This window comes from Mesorhizobium sp. LSHC412B00 (genome assembly GCF_000503035.1).
Classification (GTDB): domain Bacteria; phylum Pseudomonadota; class Alphaproteobacteria; order Rhizobiales; family Rhizobiaceae; genus Mesorhizobium.
Genome location: NZ_AYWB01000012.1, coordinates 108,433 through 127,734, shown reverse-complemented (window position 1 = coordinate 127,734; position 19,302 = coordinate 108,433). Strand labels below are relative to the sequence as shown.

19 protein-coding genes and 2 pseudogenes are annotated in these 19,302 nt (G+C 63.8%); 9 read left to right on the top strand and 12 right to left on the bottom strand.

What is annotated here, in order from left to right; translation table 11 throughout:
• Positions 1-28 precede the first annotated feature (28 nt).
• Positions 29-1,358, bottom strand: a pseudogene (locus tag X757_RS01000000165095) (aspartate kinase).
• Positions 1,359-1,603: 245 nt separating this feature from the next.
• Here X757_RS01000000165095 and X757_RS143845 point away from each other — a divergent pair.
• The 4 genes from X757_RS143845 (at position 1,604) to X757_RS143860 (ending at position 4,933) form a co-directional block, all read left to right on the top strand.
• On the top strand, positions 1,604-3,445 hold the full coding sequence (locus X757_RS143845) for a CHASE3 domain-containing protein (protein ID WP_023712843.1): 1,842 nt from the start codon (positions 1,604-1,606) through the stop codon (positions 3,443-3,445).
• The gene (locus tag X757_RS143850) at positions 3,442-3,741 is read left to right on the top strand and encodes an antibiotic biosynthesis monooxygenase (protein WP_050587395.1); all 300 of its coding nucleotides are present in this window, start codon (positions 3,442-3,444) and stop codon (positions 3,739-3,741) included. Before X757_RS143845 ends, X757_RS143850 begins: the two co-directional genes overlap by 4 nt.
• Positions 3,742-3,825: 84 nt before the next feature.
• Complete coding sequence (gene ubiG, locus X757_RS143855; RefSeq protein ID WP_023672976.1) at positions 3,826-4,575, top strand: bifunctional 2-polyprenyl-6-hydroxyphenol methylase/3-demethylubiquinol 3-O-methyltransferase UbiG; 750 nt, start codon at positions 3,826-3,828, stop codon at positions 4,573-4,575.
• Between the two features lie 25 nt (positions 4,576-4,600).
• On the top strand, positions 4,601-4,933 hold the full coding sequence (locus X757_RS143860) for an MmcQ/YjbR family DNA-binding protein (protein ID WP_023685781.1): 333 nt from the start codon (positions 4,601-4,603) through the stop codon (positions 4,931-4,933).
• 87 nt (positions 4,934-5,020) lie between these two features.
• On the opposite strand, the gene X757_RS143865 is transcribed toward X757_RS143860, so the two are convergent.
• The gene (locus X757_RS143865; protein WP_023727011.1) at positions 5,021-5,911 is read right to left on the bottom strand and encodes a DMT family transporter; all 891 of its coding nucleotides are present in this window, start codon (positions 5,909-5,911) and stop codon (positions 5,021-5,023) included.
• A gap of 101 nt (positions 5,912-6,012) precedes the next feature.
• Here X757_RS143865 and X757_RS143870 point away from each other — a divergent pair, with 101 nt between their 5' ends.
• Positions 6,013-6,498, top strand: coding sequence for a MarR family winged helix-turn-helix transcriptional regulator (locus X757_RS143870; protein ID WP_023672979.1), 486 nt, complete (start codon positions 6,013-6,015; stop codon positions 6,496-6,498).
• 4 nt (positions 6,499-6,502) lie between these two features.
• On the opposite strand, the gene X757_RS143875 is transcribed toward X757_RS143870, so the two are convergent.
• From X757_RS143875 to X757_RS143890, 4 genes are all read right to left on the bottom strand, one after another.
• The gene (locus tag X757_RS143875) at positions 6,503-6,928 is read right to left on the bottom strand and encodes a DUF1178 family protein (RefSeq protein WP_023685783.1); all 426 of its coding nucleotides are present in this window, start codon (positions 6,926-6,928) and stop codon (positions 6,503-6,505) included.
• On the bottom strand, positions 6,925-7,791 hold the full coding sequence (locus tag X757_RS143880; protein ID WP_023727010.1) for a carbon-nitrogen hydrolase family protein: 867 nt from the start codon (positions 7,789-7,791) through the stop codon (positions 6,925-6,927). Before X757_RS143880 ends, X757_RS143875 begins: the two co-directional genes overlap by 4 nt.
• Positions 7,792-7,877: 86 nt before the next feature.
• Positions 7,878-8,159 carry a glutaredoxin 3 gene (gene grxC, locus X757_RS143885; protein WP_023672982.1) on the bottom strand — a complete coding sequence of 94 codons (282 nt, stop codon included), beginning with the start codon at positions 8,157-8,159 and terminating at the stop codon, positions 7,878-7,880.
• Positions 8,160-8,181: 22 nt separating this feature from the next.
• Complete coding sequence (locus tag X757_RS143890) at positions 8,182-8,967, bottom strand: ComF family protein (RefSeq protein WP_198024418.1); 786 nt, start codon at positions 8,965-8,967, stop codon at positions 8,182-8,184.
• Between the two features lie 72 nt (positions 8,968-9,039).
• Between X757_RS143890 and X757_RS01000000165090 the strand changes: the two are divergent.
• Positions 9,040-9,919, top strand: a pseudogene (locus X757_RS01000000165090) (methyltransferase domain-containing protein).
• A 12-nt stretch (positions 9,920-9,931) separates the two neighbouring features.
• On the opposite strand, the gene X757_RS143895 reads toward X757_RS01000000165090, so the two are convergent.
• From X757_RS143895 to argJ, 5 genes are all read right to left on the bottom strand, one after another.
• Positions 9,932-10,114 (bottom strand): Flp family type IVb pilin, encoded by a 183-nt coding sequence (locus tag X757_RS143895; protein WP_023672984.1) that lies wholly within the window; start codon positions 10,112-10,114, stop codon positions 9,932-9,934.
• Between the two features lie 127 nt (positions 10,115-10,241).
• Positions 10,242-10,550 (bottom strand): hypothetical protein, encoded by a 309-nt coding sequence (locus X757_RS143900; protein WP_023694000.1) that lies wholly within the window; start codon positions 10,548-10,550, stop codon positions 10,242-10,244.
• A 97-nt stretch (positions 10,551-10,647) separates the two neighbouring features.
• Positions 10,648-11,064, bottom strand: a complete 417-nt coding sequence (mutT, locus tag X757_RS143905; RefSeq protein ID WP_023685791.1) for an 8-oxo-dGTP diphosphatase MutT — start codon at positions 11,062-11,064, stop codon at positions 10,648-10,650.
• Positions 11,061-11,810 (bottom strand): N-acetyltransferase, encoded by a 750-nt coding sequence (locus tag X757_RS143910; protein ID WP_023713717.1) that lies wholly within the window; start codon positions 11,808-11,810, stop codon positions 11,061-11,063. The genes mutT and X757_RS143910 overlap by 4 nt, the downstream gene beginning before the upstream one ends.
• Before the next feature lie 29 nt (positions 11,811-11,839).
• Positions 11,840-13,081, bottom strand: a complete 1,242-nt coding sequence (argJ, locus tag X757_RS143915) for a bifunctional glutamate N-acetyltransferase/amino-acid acetyltransferase ArgJ (RefSeq protein ID WP_023727008.1) — start codon at positions 13,079-13,081, stop codon at positions 11,840-11,842.
• Between the two features lie 169 nt (positions 13,082-13,250).
• Between argJ and X757_RS143920 the strand changes: the two genes are divergently transcribed.
• Together X757_RS143920 and X757_RS143925 are read left to right on the top strand one after the other, a co-directional pair.
• On the top strand, positions 13,251-14,480 hold the full coding sequence (locus X757_RS143920; RefSeq protein ID WP_023714959.1) for a caspase domain-containing protein: 1,230 nt from the start codon (positions 13,251-13,253) through the stop codon (positions 14,478-14,480).
• Positions 14,481-14,619: 139 nt separating this feature from the next.
• Positions 14,620-15,207 carry a TetR/AcrR family transcriptional regulator gene (locus X757_RS143925; RefSeq protein WP_023727007.1) on the top strand — a complete coding sequence of 196 codons (588 nt, stop codon included), beginning with the start codon at positions 14,620-14,622 and terminating at the stop codon, positions 15,205-15,207.
• A gap of 46 nt (positions 15,208-15,253) precedes the next feature.
• Here the strand turns inward: X757_RS143925 and X757_RS143930 are convergent, their stop codons facing one another.
• The gene (locus tag X757_RS143930; protein WP_023672991.1) at positions 15,254-16,174 is read right to left on the bottom strand and encodes a peptidylprolyl isomerase; all 921 of its coding nucleotides are present in this window, start codon (positions 16,172-16,174) and stop codon (positions 15,254-15,256) included.
• Positions 16,175-16,418: 244 nt separating this feature from the next.
• Here X757_RS143930 and secA point away from each other — a divergent pair, with 244 nt between their 5' ends.
• Entirely contained in the window at positions 16,419-19,151 is a 2,733-nt protein-coding gene (gene secA, locus X757_RS143935) for a preprotein translocase subunit SecA (RefSeq protein WP_023672992.1), read from the top strand.
• Positions 19,152-19,302 lie beyond the last annotated feature (151 nt).

Sequence of the window (19,302 nt, the reverse complement as noted above, 5' to 3'; positions counted from 1 at the left end):
GCACACGCAACAACTCAAATCGCTCTCGCTACTGCTTATCCAGACCGTACACGGAATGCAAAGTGCGAACCGCGAGTTCCGTGTAGGGACCGTCAATCAGTATCGAAATCTTGATCTCGGAGGTAGTGATGGCGCGGATGTTGATCGCCTTGTCGGCCAGCGCCTTGAAAGCGGTGGCGGCCACACCGGCATGGCTGCGCATGCCGATGCCGATGACCGAAACCTTCGACATGCCGGCTTCCGACTGCACCACGTCATAGCCGATCGAAGCCTTCAGACGCTCCAGCACGGCCAGCGCCTTGTCCACGTCGCCGGACGGCACGGTGAAGGTCATGTCGGTGAACTTGCCGTCCTCGGAGATGTTCTGGACGATCATGTCGACATTGATGTTGGCCTCGGCCAGCGGGCCGAAAATGCCGGCGGCAACGCCCGGGCGGTCGCCGACGCGGCGCAGAGAAATCTGCGCTTCGTCCTTGGCGTAGGCAATTCCGGTGACGACCTGCTGTTCCACGATCTCTTCCTCGTCGCAAATGAGCGTTCCCGGAGGATTGAGCAAATCCCCCATTCCGGGCGCATCGGGATCGTCGAAGGACGACCGCACGAACGTACGCACCCTGTGCACCATGGCAAGCTCGACCGAGCGCACCTGCAAGACCTTGGCGCCGAGCGAGGCCATTTCGAGCATTTCCTCGAACGAAATCTTGTTGAGCCGCCGCGCCTTCGGCTCGATGCGCGGATCGGTGGTGTAGACGCCGTCGACATCGGTGTAGATGTCGCAGCGGTCGGCCTTGACCGCCGCGGCAATGGCCACCGCGCTTGTGTCGGAGCCGCCGCGGCCGAGCGTGGCGATGCGGTTGTCCGGGCCGATGCCCTGGAAGCCGGCGACGACAGCCACCTGGCCCTCGCCGAAGCGCTTGATCAGGAACGCGCCGTCAATTTCGAGGATGCGCGCCGCGCCATGCGCGTTGTCGGTCTTGATCGGGATCTGCCAGCCCTGCCAGGAGCGGGCATGGACGCCCATATTCTGCAGTGTGATCGCCAGCAGGCCGGCAGTCACCTGCNTGCCAGCCCTGCCAGGAGCGGGCATGGACGCCCATATTCTGCAGTGTGATCGCCAGCAGGCCGGCAGTCACCTGCTCGCCCGAGGCGACCACGGCGTCATACTCGCGCGCGTCGTGCATGGGCGAGGCTTCGCGCGTCCAGCCAACCAGTTCATTGGTCTTGCCCGCCATCGCCGAAACCACGACAGCGACCTCATGGCCGGCATCGACCTCGCGTTTGACGTGACGCGCCACATTCCGGATGCGGGCGATGTCGGCGACGGAGGTTCCGCCGAATTTCATCACGATGCGCGCCATGGAAGCGAAATGCCTTTGACTGAAGCCGGCCCAGGACCGAAAGGGGAAGTAAGCGCTCGACAGAAGCCGGCCGCTGAATGCGCGCCTCCTTAGCCAAATGATCACGGTTTCGCAAGGCTGGCGGCGGATGCCGGCTTCAGGATCGCGGCATATTGCGTTCGGCCCCGCCGCCGCTTACCAAATGCTGCCCGCGGGAAACTCCTTTTGGTCCGGCATATCGAATGATTGTTCGCCTTCGACGCGCCATGCGGTGGCAATCGCTGCCGCTGTTCATCGGCTTCGCCGTGCTGGCGTTGATCGTCGGCACACGCGCCGTGCTGGTCGAGACCCAGAGAGCCAATCGTGAGGCCGCGCGCGAGGCGGTCGAGTATCAGGAATTGCTTTCCGGTTTGCTTGCGATGGCTCAGGAGGCCGAGACCAGCCAGCGCGGCTATCTCCTGACCGGCGAGAAATCCTACCTCCAGCCTTATCGGCAGGCGGTCGACGCCATTCCGGGCCAGCTTGCCCGCATCGACGGCATGACCGCGCCGGACGACGAACTCGTGCAGCAGATCAACCACGTCAAGGACGCGCTTTCACAAAACCAGGCCGAATTGGCTGAGACGATTGCACTCTACGATCGCGGCGATGCGGCAAAAGCTCTGGAACTGGTCCGCAGCGGCCAGGGCAAGGCCGCCATGGACCAGATCCGGGCCAGCATGGACACGATCCGGCGCATTGGCGGCGCAGCCATCGCCGCGCGCGACGCTCATACCGACCGGGTCGAAAACTGGCTGCGAATCGGCTCGATAGCGGCGCTGCTGGCGATCTTCCTGCTTGGCGCCTACACGGTTCGCCTTTCGCGCCGCCGGTTCCGCGCAGTGGCCATCGCCCAGGAAGAGCTGATGCGCAAGAACATCGAGCTCGGCAACGAAATTCAGACGCGTGAAAAGGCCGAATCGCAGATCCGCCAGATGCAGAAGATGGAGGCTGTGGGCCAGCTGACCGGCGGTATCGCCCACGATTTCAACAACATGCTGGCGGTGATCATCAGCGCCATGAACCTCGCCCAGCGCAAGCTGGCGCGGGGCGAGCACGACATCATGAAATTCATCGAAGCGGCGACCGATGCGGCGACCCGGGCCGCAAACTTGACGTCACGGCTGCTTGCCTTCTCGCGCCAGCAGCCGCTCGCGCCTCAGGTTGTAGACGCCAATCGTCTGGTCGCCGGCATGTCGGACCTGCTTCGGCGGGCGCTCGGCGAAACCATCCGCATCGAAACCGTGCTGGCTGGCGGCCTGTGGAAGACCCATGCCGATCCGAGCCAGCTCGAAAATGCCATTCTCAATCTGGCGGTCAATGCGCGCGACGCCATGAGCGAGGACGGCAAGATGACCATCGAGACCGCCAACAGCCACCTCGACGAGAGCTACGCCGCCACCCATGCCGAGGTCAAAGACGGCCAGTATGTGATGATCGCGGTCAGCGACACCGGCGCCGGCATGCCGGCGGACGTCATGGAGCGGGCTTTCGAGCCATTTTTCACCACCAAGCCAGTCGACAAGGGCACCGGCCTCGGGCTGAGCCAAGTGTTCGGCTTCGTCAAACAGTCCGGCGGACACGTCAAGATCTACTCGGAACCCGGCCAAGGCACCACGATCAGGATCTACCTGCCGCGCTTCTTCGGCCCGGAAGAGGCCGCCATATCTTCGGAACGAGCCGGAAATCCTGCCGTGCCGGTCACCGAAACCATCCTTGTCGTGGAGGACGATCCACGCGTGCGGGCTTCCACCACGGATGCCATGCGCGAACTCGGCTACACCGTCATTCATGCCGCAAGCGGCCAGGAAGCGCTGGAAAAGCTGGGCGACAACCCTGGTGTGGCGCTCATGTTCACCGATATCGTCATGCCGGTGATGAATGGCCGCAAGCTCGCCGAGGAGGCGCTGGCGCGCATGCCGAAGCTGAAGGTGATCTTCACCACCGGCTTCACCAGGAACGCCGTCGTCCACAATGGCGTGCTCGACCATGACGTGCATTTCCTGGCCAAGCCCTTCACCATCGAGCAGCTGGCGGCGAAATTGCGCGACGTGCTGGACGCAAGATGACCGAGGCCCTGGAAATCGTCACCTTTCGCCTCAAACCTGGAGCGGAAGCGGGCTTTGCCGCCGCCAACAACCTGGTCGCCGACTGGCTGGCGCGGCAACCTGGTTTCGTAAACCGCTGTCTGGCGCGGCGGGACGATGGCGGATGGGTCGATGTGGTGCGCTGGCGAAGTCGCGAGCAGGCTCTCGCCGCCGCAGGCCGGATCATGGCCGAGATCGGCGATTGCGAAGCGATGCGGGCCATCGATCCCGCAAGTGTTGCGATGGAACATTCGGCAATTGTGATCTCGAGGCCATAGGTCGACTAGCCAGCAGTCGCAAAAACCGGCCTTGACTTTCTTGCCCCGGCACCCGACTTCCTAGCGTCCGAGGAGACCCGCCCCATGCCAGAGGCCCGACGATCGACAATCGATGCCGGAGAAGTGGAACGCTTTTCCGCGCTTGCCGCCGAATGGTGGAACCCGAACGGCAAATTCCGTCCGCTGCACAAATTCAACCCGGTCCGGCTTGCCTATATCCGGGACCAGGTGGCGGCGCGCTTTGGCCGCGATCCGCGGGCGGCGCGGCCGTTCGAAGGCCTGCGTTTCCTCGATATCGGCTGCGGTGGTGGGTTATTGTGCGAGCCGATGGCAAGGCTTGGAGCCGAAGTGGTCGGCGCCGACGCCTCGGCAACCAACATCGAGGTGGCGAAGCTGCACGCGGCCGAAGGCGGCGTGACGGTGGATTATCGCGCTACGACCGCTGAGGATTTGGCCGATTCCGGCGAGAAATTCGACGTCGTCCTCAACATGGAAGTCGTCGAGCATGTTGCCGATGTCGACCTGTTCATCGGCAAGTGCGGCGAGATGGTCAAGCCCGGCGGCATCATGTTCGTGGCCACGATCAACCGCACGCTGAAGGCACTGGGCCTGGCCATAATCGGCGCCGAATATGTGCTGCGCTGGCTGCCGCGCGGCACCCACCAGTTCGGCAAGCTGGTGCGGCCCGAAGAGCTTGAAAAGGCGCTCGGCAGCGCCGCCATGACCATCATCGACCGTACCGGCGTGACCTACAATCCTCTCGCCGACCGCTGGGCACGCTCCAAGGACATGGACGTCAACTATATGGTGCTGGCGGAAAAACGATCGGTCTGAACGAAAGGGGGCGGCCGTGGACACTATGAGGGCCCGAGAGCTGGCGCTCGATCTTCCCGAAACGGTCGAGCAATCGCATTTCGGCAAGGCTGACTTCCGCGTCCGCAACCGTATCTTCGTCTCGCTGCCCGAAGCCGACCGTGCTGTCGTCAAGCTCGACCGGGACCAGCAAGAGATGATGGCCGCGGCTGAGCCATCGGTTTTCAGGCCCGTGACAGGCGGCTGGGGCCAAAAGGGATGGACGTCGATCATGCTCGAAGCCTGCGACGAACAGACATTCCGCAGCGCCGTTCGGACGGCCTGGCGAAACGTCGCCCCGCCGGCGCTACGGAAGCGCCTCGACGCGAGCCAAATTTAAGCTTGAGCAGTTCGAGCAAAGTGTGAAGCGGTTTTCCCGGGAAAAGCGCATAGCGCTTTGCCTAGGGAATTGCGTAAACCAAAGACCCTATGCCTTCTGGCTCTGCGCCTTGGTGGTGATGATCACGCCGATGGTGATGATCACCGCGCCGGCCCAAGTCAGCAACTGGTAGTGCTCGCCGAGGAAGATGGTTCCGGCAAACAGGCCGACGGCCGCCGCCACATAGCCGATCTGGCTGAGATAGACCGGACCGCCCACGGCCTGCAGCCGGAAGAAGAAGGCAAACATCGCCGAGGCCGAAGCGACTTGCGCCACGACAACCAGCGGCACGGCCCTGAGCGGGGCGAAAGCGCCAACGCCGAACAGCGTGAGAATGCCGATCAGCAGCAGCGTCGCCGAGGCCAGGTGGCTGCCGACGGCCAGTTCGATCGGACCGGTGCCTTCGGGCCAGTCGACGGTGCGATAGATATTGCCGGCGGCAAGGCTGACCGGGATCAAAAGTCCGACCAGTACCCAGAAGAAATCGGCCGGCTGGCCGGCCTCGCCGCGAGTCACCGCCACCATGACCGCGCCGATGAAGCCGACGGCGATACCGATACTGCCGAGCATATTTGGCCGTCGAACGCCGAGCAGGATCGAAAACACCAGTGTGATGACCGGCGACAGCGTGAACATGATGCCGGTATAGCCGGCGCCGAGATGCGGGATAGCCGAAAACATCAGCAGATTGGGCACGGCGTAGGACACGGCGGCGGTGATGAAGAAATAGCGCAGTCTGTGCGAGGTGAGCCGCATGCGCTCGCCGTTCGCGAGCAACGCGCACAGCAGCACGCCCCCGGCGCCGAACGAGATAACGAAGGCCCAGACCATGGCCGGAACGCCGGCAGCCGTCGCCAGCTTGCCGAACGGCAGGGTCAGGCCGAGCAGGCCGCCGGTGACGACCAGCAGGCCAAGCGCCGATTCCCAGAGAAATTTCATCGGATGGTCCCGTCACTCACTTGCGGCACTGGGTCGAAACTGTATCTTGAGGTAGCATACCACAAAGATCCTTAACGTCAAGATACTTAGCGGTGAGACAGATGGATCGCGCGGCAAAGGCGGTGGAGCAATGGAAGCGGGAACGGCCGGACCTGGAGGTGTCGCCAATGCTGGTGCTTGGGCGGCTGAACGAAGCCTCGTCGCTAATCGCCCGCGAGCGCCTCGCCCCGCTGTTTGCCCGTTTCGGGCTGCAGGCCGGCGAATTCGATGTGCTGGCGACGCTGCGCCGCTCCGGCCAGCCCTACGCGCTGACACCGACCGCTCTATACGAGGCGACGATGGTGACCTCTGGGGCCATGACCAACCGGCTCGACCGGCTGGAGAAGGCCGGACTGATCCTGCGCGGCCCGCACCCCAACGACCGGCGTGGCATTGTCGTGCAACTGACCGAAAAAGGTCTGGCCTTGATCGACGAAGCCCTGACCGCCCACGTCGCCAACGAGCATGAAATCCTCGCCGGGCTCACCGGCACGGAGCGGGGGGCACTGGCTCAGTTGCTTGGCAAATTGATCGATAGCGCCAGCTGATCGCTCAATTGCGCTCCTCGGGAAAACTCGGGATCGGCATGAAATCGATGCCATCCTCGGCCAAGCTCTTGGCTTCGTCCAACGTCGCCTCGCCATAGATGCCGCGCGCATCGCTCTCGCCGAAATGGATCTTGCGCGCTTCTTCGGCAAACTTGTCGCCGACATAGTCGGCATTCTCGCGCACCTTCTCGGCCATCGCCTTCAGTTGCGCCAAAGCCTGCTTCTGGGTTTCGCCCATGGCCAGCGCAATTGTTTCCTGCTTCCGCGCGGTGGAGACGGCTGGCGCCATCAGCGCCTTTTGCACCTTGTGCGAGCCGCAGCTCGGGCAATCGACGAAGCCGCGCTTCCTCTGCGTGTCGAAATCGTCATTGCTGCGAAACCAGCCCTCGAATTCGTGCTCGTGCTCGCAGATCAGGGCAAAGCGGATCACGAAGCCGCGCCCCTGAGCCGCGGCACTTCAGCCGTGCCGGCATTGACGGCAAAATCGCGCGCATTCCTAAGGTTGGGGATTTTTTTGCGCGCGGCCGACGACTGTGCGGTATCGATCTCGCCGATAATCACGCCCGGCTCGGCATGGACGGCCTCGGCGATGATGCGACCCCATGGGTCGACGATCAGCGAATGGCCATAGGTTTCGCGGCCATCCTCATGCAGGCCACCTTGTGCTGCAGCAACCACATAGGCGCCGTTCTCGATGGCACGGGCTCGCAGCAGCACATGCCAGTGCGCTTCGCCGGTCTGGCGAGTGAAGGCGGCAGGCACCGACAAGAGGTCGGCGCCGGCCATCGCCTCGGCGCGGAACAGCTGTGGAAAGCGTAGATCGTAGCAGACGGCAAAGCCCAGCCTGGCGCCGTCGATCTCGGTGACGACCGCTTCGGTGCCCGGCTCATAGGCGGCGGATTCGCGCCAGCTTTCGCCATTGTCGAGATCGACGTCGAACATGTGGATCTTGTCGTAGGTGGCGAGCGTCGCGCCGTCCGGCCCAAACAGCAGCGCCCGGTTGGCGAGCTTGCCGTCGGCGCGCAGGATGGCGGTAGAGCCAATATGCAAGAAGACGCCGAGTTCGCTGGCGAGCTTGCGCGCGGTCGCCACGACGATGTCCTTGTCTTCCGAGGTGAAGGAAGCAGCCCTGGCTTCCTTGTCGCGGATCAGCGCACCGGTCATTTCCGGGGTCTGGATGTAGGTTGCACCGAGGCCTGCGGCCTCGCGCACCAGCCGTTCGAGATCGATCGCGTTGCGCTCAGGGCTCTCGCCCGAACGCATCTGGATCGCCGCCGCCTTGAAAACACCCATCGTCACGTCCTCTTTGAGCAATTCCAGGAAAAGTGTGTAACGGTTTTCCGTCCGGAATTGCGTAAAAACAAAGACATAGAGCGGCGCTACGAACCGCTCTTTGTCGTCGAGCCGTTGGCAAGCAGCCTATCCAGCTGCCCCCGTGCCTCCAATTCGTGGAGGTCGTCGGAGCCGCCGACATGCGTGTCGCCGATGAAAATCTGCGGAAAGGTCGAGCGGCCATGCGCCCGCGAAATCATTTCCTGGCGCAATTCCGGCGAAAACGAAGCGTCATGCTCGGTGTAGGCGACGCCCTTGCGGTCGAGCAACCGCTTGGCCGCCGCGCAATAGCCGCACATCATACGGGTGTAAATCGTCACATCGAGCATCGGTCCGTGCCTTTCCTTGACCTTATATAGTCGCGGACTCGTCGGCCCGAAAGTCCCCCGGCAGGACACGCGCAAAGGTCAGCACATCGACCGCTCCGGCGCCGCCCTTCTTCAGCGCCTTGGCGACCGAGCGCACGGTAGCGCCGGTGGTGTAGACATCGTCGACCAGAAGCACGCGGCGCCCAGTGATCTCGATTTCGGCTTCCGCAGGCACACGGAAGGCGGCGCGCACATTGTCCTCTCGAGCCTGCCGCTCCAGCCCGACCTGCTGGCGCGTGAGCTTGACGCGCCGGACCGCCGAGGGCGAGAAAGGCAGCCCGCTAAGCTGCGCAACCGCCCTTGCCAACTCCGCCGACTGGTTGAACTGCCGTCGAAAGAAGCGCCGCCAGTGCAGCGGCACCGGCACGACGACATCGGCGTCTGCAACTAGCTCGGCCCCGGCGCGCAGCATCCAGCGCGCCATCCATGGCGCCAGATCGGTGCGGTCCTGGTATTTCAGCCCTTGCACCATCTGGCGGGCGACACCGGAATAGGCCACGGCCGCCCGCGCCCGCTCGAACGGCGGCGGATCGGCGATCGCCTCGGCCGACAGGAACCCCTCGCCCATATCGTGGGTGAATGGCGTGCCCATCACCGCGCACCATGGCCGCTCCAGCAGCCTCAGCTTCGGCCAGCAGGCACCGCACAAAACGCCGGGTTGCGAGACGTGCCTGCGACAGCCGGCACAGACCGGCGGGAACAGCATCCGCGCCGGCCAGTCCAACATGGCCAGTTTCAACATGATTTGAGCGAGGCTCTTGATCTCCATCACCGGATCGGCCACGTGGTTTTGTCGTCCGCGCCAGGATATCACTAGACAGACGAACAGGGATGTCTACCGTTGCAGCCGATCATCGATACTGAACTTTGGCTGGTGCGCAAGCGCAGGGCGCTGGCCCACCCCGTAGCCGGCGCGGATTTTCTGATGCGGCGGGCGGCGGAAGACCTTGCCGACCGGCTCGGCGCGGTCGAGCGGAAATTCGGCAAGGCCGCGGTGCTGTTTTGCCAGACGCCGGACGCAACGGACGTGGTCGCTGCAAGCGGCAAGGCAGCGGAGATCGTGCGCGTCGAGGCAGATCCAGCGTTTCTGGACGGCCGGCCAGGGCTGATAGCACCGCTGGAAACAGTGCCGTTCCAGCCGGAAAGCCTCGACCTCGTCGTTTCACTTCTGTCGTTGCAGGCGATGAACGACATTCCCGGCATGCTGGTGCAGATCCGCCGCGCTCTGCGGCCCGACGGGCTTTTCCTCGGCGCCTTTGCCGGCGCCGGCACGCTTTCCGAATTGCGCGAAAGCCTGCTCGCCGCCGAGACCGAACNCCGAACTCTATGGCGGCGCCAGCCCGCGTGTCATCCCCTTCACCGATGTTCGCGACGCCGGCGCACTGCTGCAGCGCGCCGGACTGGCGCTGCCGGTGGCCGACGTCGAAACGGTGACCGTCCGCTACGATACCCTCTTCGACCTCATTGCCGATCTCAGGGCGATGGGCGAAACCAGCGCGCTGACCGATCGCAGCCGGCGACCGGGAGCGCGAAAGCATTTTACCCGTGCCGCCGAAATCTATGCCGAACGCTTTTCGGACGCTGATGGCCGCATCAGGGCAAGCTTTTCCATCGTCTGGATGTCGGGCTGGGCGCCCGATGCCTCGCAGCAAAAGCCCTTGAAACCGGGTTCGGCGAAGGTCTCGCTGAAGACGATACTGGAAAACCCCGGCGGGCGGTGACGGCGCTCCGGATCAGTGCTCGGCGAAGGCGTTTGCGAGCCTGCTGTTGTTGTCGCTGAACAGAAACTGGATCGCATTGCTGGCCTTGCCGACACCCCCGACGATGGCAAGCGACAGCACCGCAACGATCAGGCCATATTCAATGGCCGTGGCGCCTGTTTCGTCCTGCAAAAATCGGCGCAGCAATGGCTTCATGATCGTCGATCCCTCTCATCCCCGACCATATCGCCGACCTGTTAAGAAAGGTTAACGGCACAAGCTTAACAGGCTGTGAAATGGGCCTGCGTTGAGGAAGTTCTCAAGCTGGTGTCGACCTTGTTGGTCAGCAGTCGCCGCTGCGTTGGCCGTCGGCGCGGATGATGCAGACTGAGCTCGGTGAGGGCTGCAGCACGCTTCTGCGCAGCGTATAGGTGGCCCGCGAGCCGATCGAACCCGTGCTCATCGGGTCGAGACCGCCTGCAAGAGCATCGCGGCTGGATGATCGCGTCTGGTTGTCCAGCACGGGGACCGCGATCAGCGCCAGCGCCACTGCGGCAGAGCCGAACAACAGCGTGACGCGCAATAAGCCGACGCCGGCGGCGCGAAAGCTGCGATCTGGCCGGATCGAGTCCCATTCCCTGTCGAGGCTCATGCAATCGCTCCCCGCGAACCCGCTTTGCCGCAATTTTTCACGACGAGATAAATCTTCCATTAACGCTGGCTAGATCAGACCGCGAAATGGCTTTGTGTCACAACAGGTCGATGAGGAACTGGATCAGCGGCGCGTCGGCCGGCGGCATGGGATAGTCGCGCATCTGCTTTGGCCGCACCCATTTCAACGCCTGCCCTTCCCTGGGCTGCGCGATGCCGCGGAAGCGGCGGCAGACGAACAGGGGCATCAGGAGATGGAAATCATCATAGGAATGGCTGGCGAAGGTGAGCGGCGCCAGGCAAGGAATGTCAGTCTCGATGCCGATTTCTTCCTGCAGTTCGCGGATCAGGCATTGTTCCGGCGTCTCGCCTGGCTCTACCTTGCCGCCGGGAAATTCCCACAGGCCGGCAAGCTGTTTGCCCTCGGGCCGCTGCGCCAGAAGCACCCGCCCATCGGTATCGACCAGCGCGCACGCGGCGACCAGCAGCAGGCGTTTGCCGGTGATCTCGCTCATGCGCCCGGCGGCCGGCGATAGTGGTAGCGATAGACTTCGTCGAAGCCCAGCGAGCGATAGAGCGCCAGCGCCGGCGCATTGCCGGCCTCGACCTGCAGCCAGGCTTCGCGAGCGCCACGCAGCCTCGCCCACTTCAGCGCCGACAGGATCAGGTTGCGGCCATGGCCCTGATTGCGCGCCGACTTGGCGGTGGCGATCTCGAACAGACCGGCAAGATCGCCGTCATGGACGCAGATCAGCACCGCCAGAGGGTCGGCCCCTTCCTCCAGCGCAAACAGCCCGACTTCGGGTTGGATAGCGCCGATGATTTCCGAAAGACCGGGCCGCAGCGATGCATCCGAGCCGCTGACCTTGAGCGACGCGCCGAGAAAGCGGCTGATATCCTTCAGCGGAATCTGGTCCATGGCCGGCGCCAGTTGCGCGTCCGCCAGCGGCAGCCGCATCACCAGGGATTCGTCGAATGTGCTCCAGCCCTCATTGTCGAGATGCTTGGCTAGGTCCGGCCCCGACAGCGGCGAGATGCGGAAGGTCAGCGGCCTGCCATAGGCGTCGAAGCGCCGGCTGGCGCGGCCGATGCGCTCGGCAATGTGCTGGGTGTCGCCGGGATCGAGCGGGTTGACCGAGTTCAGCCGCTTGGCCGGATGGCCGGCTGTCAGCCGCACCACCCAGGTGCCGTCATAATGCACGGCCGCCGCCGGCCAGGCGCGAAACCCCGCAGCCTCGTAGCGGCGCACGATGGCCAGCATGCTTGCCGGATGCCTGGAAGCCAACTCCATCAGCTCCGGTAATCGCCATTGATGGCGACATATTCCTTGGTGAGGTCGCAGGTCCACACCGTCGCCTTGCCGCGGCCGATACCTATATCGGCGCGGATGCGAATGTCGTCGCGCTTCATATAGGCCGAGGTCGCTTCCTCGGAGTAGCCCGGGTCGCGTTCGCCCTCATGCGCCAGACGGTTGTCGCCGAACCAGATCGACAGCCGGTCGCGATCGGCCGGCTCGCCGGCCTTGCCGACGGCCATGACGACGCGGCCCCAATTGGCGTCCTCGCCGGCAACCGCCGTCTTGACCAGCGGCGAATTGGCGATGGACAGCGCGATGCGCTTGGCCGAGCGCGCCGATTTGGCGCCGGTAACGGTGACTTCGACCTGCTTGCGGGCGCCCTCGCCGTCGCGCACCACTTGCAGCGCCAGCGATTTGAGCACCTTGCCCAGCGCCCGGCGGAAGGCGCCGAGACGGGCATCCTTGGGATCGCTGATGGCGGGCGCGCCGCGCTTGGCAGCGGCTCCGGTGGCGAACAACAGCAGCGTGTCGCTGGTCGAGGTGTCGCTGTCGACGGTGACGGCGTTGAAGGTCTTGGCCGTGCCGCGCGACAACAAGTCCTGCAGCACGGGGGCGGCGATCGGCGCATCGGTGGCGATGAAGGACAGCATAGTCGCCATATCGGGCGCGATCATGCCGGCGCCCTTGGAGATGCCATTGATGATGACGTCGGTGTCGCCGAGCTTGACCGTCGCTGTCGCCACTTTCGGATAGGTGTCGGTGGTCATGATGGCCTTTGCCGCCTCGGTCCACAGATCCGGCTTGCCGTCCTTGACCAGTCCGGCCAGCAAATGGCTGAATTTGGTGGTGTCGAGCGGCTCGCCGATTACCCCGGTAGAAGCGAGGAACACTTCGCCTGGCGTGCAGCCTGCGGCCTTGGCCGCGGCCTCGCCGGTCAGTTGGGTGGAGGCGCGGCCCTTCTTGCCGGTGAAGGCGTTGGCGTTGCCGGAATTGACCACAAGCACCCGCGCCTTGCCGGCGCCAAGGTTCTCGCGGCAGAAGTCGACCGGCGCCGAGGGGCATTTCGACTTCGTGAACACGCCGGCAACCGCTGTGCCGGCATCGAAGACTATGGCCAAGAGGTCGGTACGGTTCTTGTACTTGATCCCGGCCTCTGCGGTGGCGATGCGCACGCCCTCAATGGCAGGCATTTTGGGATATTTCTTCGGCGCGAGCGGCGAAATCGTTGCGGACATTGGGGACCTCGGGCGACGGAAAAACGCTAGGCGAAGGCCGGTTTGCCCGATAGCACGGCCCGGCGCAAGGGCGTTTTCTTGGCCGCCGCTGTGGGCAAGCCACCAGGGATTAAGCTTGCATTTCAAATCCGTTGGCGTCGGCGGGGCCTCTGGCGTTATGATATCGGCCATGGGCAGGCTGGTGATCTTGGCGGTGGCGTTTATGGGGCTTTTGCTCCTGAGCGCCGATGCGCAGCCGGAACGGCGCGTGGCGCTGGTCATCGGCAATGGCACCTATGCCGAAGCCGGCACGCTCACCAATCCGGTCAACGATGCGCTCGATATTGCCGGCAAGCTGCGCTCGATCGGCTTCGACGTCATCGAGGGCAACGATCTCGGCAAGCGCGAACTCGAGCGCAAGATCGGCGAATTTTCCGATGCGCTGGAAGGTGCGGGCGTCGGGCTTTTCTATTACGCCGGCCACGGCTTGCAGGTGGAAGGGCGCAACTACATCGTGCCGGTCGACGCCCGGCTCGACATGCCGGTCAAGCTGCAGCTCGAAGCCGTGCCGATCGACGAAGTCCTCGACATCATGGAGCAGCAGACCAAGGTCAGCCTGGTTTTCCTTGACGCCTGCCGCAACAATCCCTTTGCCCGCAGCCTGAGCCGCACCGCCACCACGCGCTCGGCAACGGCGCTTGCCGGTCTGGCGCAGTTCGATTCGACGCGCGGCTCCTTCATCGCCTTCTCGACGGCGCCAGGCGCTGTCGCCATGGACGGCACCGGGCGCAATTCGCCGTTCGCCGCCGCCCTGCTGCGACACATGGCCGAGCCCGGCCAGAGCATCAACGACATGATGATCGCGGTGCGCCGCGACGTGGTCTCCGAAACCCGCGAGGGACAGCGCCCATGGGAACAGGGTTCGCTGCTCGAACGGTTTGAGTTTGTGCCCGGCGGCGAAACGGTTGCACAGCCGAAGCCCGCCGTCCCCCCGGCGCCCGAAACAAAGGTTGCGGCACTCGAACGGTCTGTAGGCGACGACAAGACCGCAATCGAGAAATTCCTGCGCGACGACTATCTTGCGCCCGATGCCGCGGCGATCGGCGAGACCGTCAAGCGGCTCTATGCGCCTTCCGCCACCATCTTCGGCACGCGCTATGACAGCGACGCCGTCGTCAAGCTCAAGACGGACTGGTTCGCGCAATTTGCATCCTGGTCGTTCAGTCTCGAGCCCGGCAGCCTCAATGTGACGCGGCAGGGCGAGAACCGCGCCGAAGCCGTGTTCGCGATGAGCTACGACTATATGTCGAAAGACAAATCGGCGGCGCGCATGACCGGCAAGGCACGCGTCACGCTTGGGCTGGTGAAGAGCGACGGCCAGTGGCGGATCGCCTCGGAAACCTCGCAAGCGATGAACTGAAAATCCCCGCGCAGGGCGAACGTGAGACCCGCTTCTACAAGCGCTGGAAACGGGCCGTTTCGTTTGCCTGCCAGCTCACCTATATTGTCGGCGAGATTGTTGGCCAGGATTGCCGGCGAGATTGTTGGCGAGGACAGACATGGGCGAGGATCCGGCGCGCAGATCGATCGGGGCGCGGCGCAACCCAGACAGCGCCGAGGCCATTCTCGAGGCCGCGGAGGCGGTGCTGGTCGAGGCCGGCTATGCCGGCTTCTCCATAGAGGCCGTGGCGCGGCGGGCGCGCGCCGGCAAACCCACGATCTATCGCTGGTGGCCGAGCAAGGCGGCCCTGCTGTTAGAGGTCTACAAGCGGCAAAAGCGTGTCGACGTCCCCGATACCGGCAGTCTCGAAGATGACCTCGTCGGTTTCCTGAGGAACCTCTTCGCGCATTGGCGCGACACATCCTCGGGCAGCGTATTCCGCTCGCTGATCGCCGAGGCCCAGTCGGACGAAGCGGCGGCCGCGGCCCTGACTGGCTATGCCGATGGGCGCGTGTCCCACACCGCTCGGATCATCGAGCGCGCCAAGGCGCGCGGCGAGGTTGCGGCCGATGTCGACGCAGCGCTGGTCGCCGACCTCATCGCTTCCTATGCCTGGAAACACCTTTTGACCAACCGGCTGGACGAAGATGAGGCGACAATCCGTGCCACTGTCCGCTATGTGATGTCAGGCATCTCCCACAATTGAAAAGGGCGCCGAACGGCGCCCTTTGCATGTTTTTTCGGTGCCGGCCTTACTTGCCGGCTTCCATCGTGTCGACGGCCTTCTTCAGATTGGCGTCGGGGATTTCGACCTTGGCGGCGCCGCGCAGCTGCTTGACCAGTGCGAAATACTTGTCGCGGATCACCGCCTGCTTGGCCTGGTCCTTGACGTCGTCGAAGGCCGGCGGCTGTTTGGTGCGCTTGTCCTCGAGCTTGATGACATGCCAGCCGAATTGCGTTTGCACCGGCTCCTTGGTGTATTTGCCGATTTCGAGCGCAACTGCCGCCTTGTCGAATTCCGGCACCATCTGCCCCGGGCCGAACCAGCCGAGATCGCCGCCATTGGTCTTGCCCGAGGGATCGCTGGTATGCTCGTTGGCGAGCTTCTGGAAGTCGGCACCGCCATCGAGCTGCTTGATAATCGCCTCGGCCTCTTCCTTCGTCTTCACGAGGATGTGACGGGCATGAATCTCATTGACCGGCGGCGTGCTGGCGATTTCCTGGTCGTAGCGGGCGCGCACCTCGGCATCGGTAACCTTGTCGACGACGCCCTTCTCGACCATCTCGCCATGCAGCGCGCGCTGCTGCAGGAACGCCATGCGGCGCTGGAATTCGGGATCCTTGTCGAGCCCGGTAGCGACCGCCTGGGCGGCCATGACGCGGATTTCGATGGCCGCCGAAAGGGCGGCGGCGCGGCGCTGCTCGGGTGGCAACTGCGAGAACTGCTGCGACAGCTCGCCCTCGGCAAGCCCAAGGTCCGCCTCGGTCAGCTTCTGGCCATTGACGGTAGCGATGACGGCGTTCGGATCGACGGGGGCTGCCGCCGGCGCTGCTGCGGCATTGGCCGGGGCGGGAGCGGCTTCCTGGGCCATCAGCGGAGACAGCGACAGGGCCGACAGGCCGAAAGCCAGGCCAAGGCTGGCGAGCGACGCACGGCGAAACAGTAAGGACATCAAGATTAACTCCAAGGGGGGATTGGTAGGGCTTGCAGATCAGCCGGATTGTGGCGGAATTTGGCGCTGCCCATAGGGCTAACGCGGCGTTGACATCAGTTGAGCCCCCTCTTATCTGTCCAACGACTTTGCGTCCAGAACCGTTTTCCGGGCGCTTTTTGTGTTTGTCCGCGTTTCACGCGGAATTGATGGGGCCGGCCGGCGCTCATCTCAAAATTGAGAATTCTATCGAAAGGACCATCGGATGGTCAGTCTCGGCGGTCTCGCCCGTAAGGTTTTCGGTTCCTCCAACGATCGCCGCGTAAAATCGACCCGGCCGCGTGTCGAGGCGATCAACGCCATGGAAAACGAGATGCGGGCGCTGTCCGACGCCGAACTTCAGGCCCGCACGGAAAAATTCCGCCAGGATATCGCCAACGGCGCTACGCTCGATGACCTGCTGGTGCCGGCCTTCGCCACCGTCCGCGAGGCATCCCGCCGCGTGCTCGGCATGCGCCCGTTCGATGTGCAGCTGATCGGCGGCATGGTGCTGCACAATGGCGGCATCGCCGAAATGCGCACCGGCGAGGGCAAGACCCTGGTCGCCACCCTGCCCGTTTATCTCAACGCGCTTGCCGGCAAGGGCGTCCATGTCGTCACCGTCAACGACTATCTCGCCACCCGCGACTCCGAATGGATGGGCCGCGTCTACAAATTCCTCGGCCTCTCGGTCGGCGTCATCGTCCATGGCCTGTCCGACGAGGAACGCCGCGTCGCCTACGCGTCCGATGTTACCTATGCCACCAACAACGAGCTCGGCTTCGACTATTTGCGCGACAACATGAAGTATGAGCGCGCGCAGATGGTGCAGCGCGGCCACAATTACGCGATCGTCGACGAAGTCGATTCCATCCTGGTCGACGAGGCGCGCACGCCGCTGATCATTTCCGGTCCGCTCGAGGACCGTTCGGAAATGTACAACACCATCGATGCCTTCATGCTGCAGCTCGGCCCAGCCGACTACGAGATCGACGAGAAGCAGAAGACCTCGATCTTCACTGAAGAAGGCACCGAGAAGCTGGAAAACCTGCTGCGCGCGGCCGGTTTGCTCAAGGGCGAGTCGCTCTATGACGTCGAGAACGTCGCCATCGTCCACCACGTCAACAACGCGCTGAAGGCGCACCGGCTGTTCCAGAAGGACAAGGACTACATCGTCCGCAATGACGAGATCGTCATCATCGACGAATTCACCGGCCGCATGATGCCGGGACGCCGCTATTCGGAAGGCCTGCACCAGGCGCTCGAAGCCAAGGAGCATGTGGCGATCCAGCCGGAAAACCAGACGCTGGCCTCCGTCACCTTTCAGAACTATTTCCGCCTCTACAAGAAGCTGTCCGGCATGACCGGCACGGCGCTGACCGAGGCCGAGGAGTTCGGCAACATTTACGGCCTCGAAGTCACCGAGATCCCGACCAATCTGCCGGTCATCCGCAAGGACGAGGACGACGAGGTCTACCGGACGGTCGAGGAGAAGTACAAGGCGATCGTTAAGGAGATCAAGGAAGCGCGCGCCAAGGGCCAGCCGACGCTGGTCGGCACCACCTCCATTGAAAAATCCGAGCAACTGGCCGAGCGCCTGCGCAAGGAAGGGTTCAAGGATTTCGAAGTGCTGAACGCCCGCCATCACGAGCGCGAAGCGGCCATCGTCGCCCAGGCCGGCAAGCCCGGCGCCATCACCATCGCCACCAACATGGCGGGACGCGGCACCGACATCAAGCTCGGCGGCAACGCCGAGATGCGCATCGAGGACGAACTGGGCGACATGCCTGCTGGTCCCGAGCGCGAGGCGCGCGAAAAGGAAATCATTGCCGATGTCGAGCGCCTGAAGGAAAAGGCGCTAGCCGCCGGCGGCCTCTACGTGCTCGCCACCGAGCGCCATGAATCGCGCCGCATCGACAACCAGCTCCGCGGCCGCTCCGGCCGCCAGGGCGACCCCGGCCGTTCGAAATTCTTCCTGTCGCTGCAGGACGATCTGATGCGCATCTTCGGCTCCGAGCGTATGGACGGCATGCTGCAGAAGCTTGGCCTCAAGGAAGACGAGGCCATCATCCATCCGTGGATCAACAAGGCGCTGGAAAAGGCGCAGAAGAAGGTCGAAGCGCGCAACTTCGACATCCGCAAGAACCTGTTGAAATACGACGACGTCTCGAACGACCAGCGCAAGGTGGTGTTCGAGCAGCGCATCGAATTGATGGACGGCGAAGGCCTGTCCGAGACGATCGCCGAGATGCGCGAAGGCGTCATCGAGGAGATCGTCACCAAGAACATCCCCGAAAACGCCTATGCCGAGCAGTGGAACGTCGCCGGCCTCAAGGCCGAGGTCGCCGAATTCCTCAATCTCGACCTGCCGGTCGAGGACTGGGTCAAGGAAGAAGGCATTGCCGAGGACGACATCCGCGAGCGCCTGACCAAGGCCGCCGACGCCGCCGCCAAGGAGCGCGCCGAGCGCTTCGGCCCAGACGTGATGAGCTATGTCGAACGCTCGGTGGTGTTGCAGACGCTCGATCATCTGTGGCGCGAGCACATCGTCAACCTCGACCATCTGCGTTCGGTCGTCGGCTTCCGCGGCTACGCCCAGCGTGACCCGCTGCAGGAATACAAGAGCGAGGCGTTCGAGCTGTTCCAGGCGCTGCTCGGCAATCTGCGCCAGGCCGTCACCGCGCAATTGATGCGCGTCGAACTGGTCCGCCAGGCCGCCGAAGCGCCGCCGCCCGAAGCGCCTGAAATGTTCGGCAGCCACATTGACGGCACCACGGGCGAGGACGATTTCGAGGGTGGCGAGACCGCACTTCTGGTCCGCCAGGAGAGCAACGCCATCGTCGCTCCCGAAGACCGCGATCCGAACAACCAGGCGACCTGGGGCAAGATCGGCCGCAACGAAGCCTGCCCCTGCGGCTCCGGCAAGAAATACAAGCACTGCCACGGCGCGTTTGCCTGATTTCAGCGGCTAGGTCGGCGGGACAGCACCCCCCTCCGGCCTGCCGGCCATCTCCCCCTCAAGGGGGGAGATCAGCAGCTTCGGCGCCGTAACTTCTTTCAATTTCGACAATTGGCGAAAGCCACAGTGACAGCCAATCTTCCCCCTTGAG

Excerpts from the sequence above, each read along its gene's own strand:
- X757_RS143845 (WP_023712843.1), top strand. The coding sequence starts at position 1,604 with ATGCGGTGGCAATCGCTGCCGCTGTTCATCGGCTTCGCCGTGCTGGCG.
- X757_RS143850 (WP_050587395.1), top strand. The coding sequence starts at position 3,442 with ATGACCGAGGCCCTGGAAATCGTCACCTTTCGCCTCAAACCTGGAGCG.
- X757_RS143880 (WP_023727010.1), bottom strand. The coding sequence starts at position 7,791 with ATGGGTGTTTTCAAGGCGGCGGCGATCCAGATGCGTTCGGGCGAGAGC.
- X757_RS143900 (WP_023694000.1), bottom strand. The coding sequence starts at position 10,550 with ATGAGCCTCGACAGGGAATGGGACTCGATCCGGCCAGATCGCAGCTTT.
- ubiG (WP_023672976.1), top strand. The coding sequence starts at position 3,826 with ATGCCAGAGGCCCGACGATCGACAATCGATGCCGGAGAAGTGGAACGC.
- secA (WP_023672992.1), top strand. The coding sequence starts at position 16,419 with ATGGTCAGTCTCGGCGGTCTCGCCCGTAAGGTTTTCGGTTCCTCCAAC.
- X757_RS143890 (WP_198024418.1), bottom strand. The coding sequence starts at position 8,967 with ATGGAGATCAAGAGCCTCGCTCAAATCATGTTGAAACTGGCCATGTTG.
- X757_RS143865 (WP_023727011.1), bottom strand. The coding sequence starts at position 5,911 with ATGAAATTTCTCTGGGAATCGGCGCTTGGCCTGCTGGTCGTCACCGGC.
- X757_RS143895 (WP_023672984.1), bottom strand. The coding sequence starts at position 10,114 with ATGAAGCCATTGCTGCGCCGATTTTTGCAGGACGAAACAGGCGCCACG.
- X757_RS143920 (WP_023714959.1), top strand. The coding sequence starts at position 13,251 with ATGGGCAGGCTGGTGATCTTGGCGGTGGCGTTTATGGGGCTTTTGCTC.
- X757_RS143860 (WP_023685781.1), top strand. The coding sequence starts at position 4,601 with ATGAGGGCCCGAGAGCTGGCGCTCGATCTTCCCGAAACGGTCGAGCAA.
- argJ (WP_023727008.1), bottom strand. The coding sequence starts at position 13,081 with ATGTCCGCAACGATTTCGCCGCTCGCGCCGAAGAAATATCCCAAAATG.
- X757_RS143910 (WP_023713717.1), bottom strand. The coding sequence starts at position 11,810 with ATGCTGGCCATCGTGCGCCGCTACGAGGCTGCGGGGTTTCGCGCCTGG.
- mutT (WP_023685791.1), bottom strand. The coding sequence starts at position 11,064 with ATGAGCGAGATCACCGGCAAACGCCTGCTGCTGGTCGCCGCGTGCGCG.
- X757_RS143925 (WP_023727007.1), top strand. The coding sequence starts at position 14,620 with ATGGGCGAGGATCCGGCGCGCAGATCGATCGGGGCGCGGCGCAACCCA.
- X757_RS143930 (WP_023672991.1), bottom strand. The coding sequence starts at position 16,174 with ATGTCCTTACTGTTTCGCCGTGCGTCGCTCGCCAGCCTTGGCCTGGCT.
- grxC (WP_023672982.1), bottom strand. The coding sequence starts at position 8,159 with ATGCTCGATGTGACGATTTACACCCGTATGATGTGCGGCTATTGCGCG.
- X757_RS143870 (WP_023672979.1), top strand. The coding sequence starts at position 6,013 with ATGGATCGCGCGGCAAAGGCGGTGGAGCAATGGAAGCGGGAACGGCCG.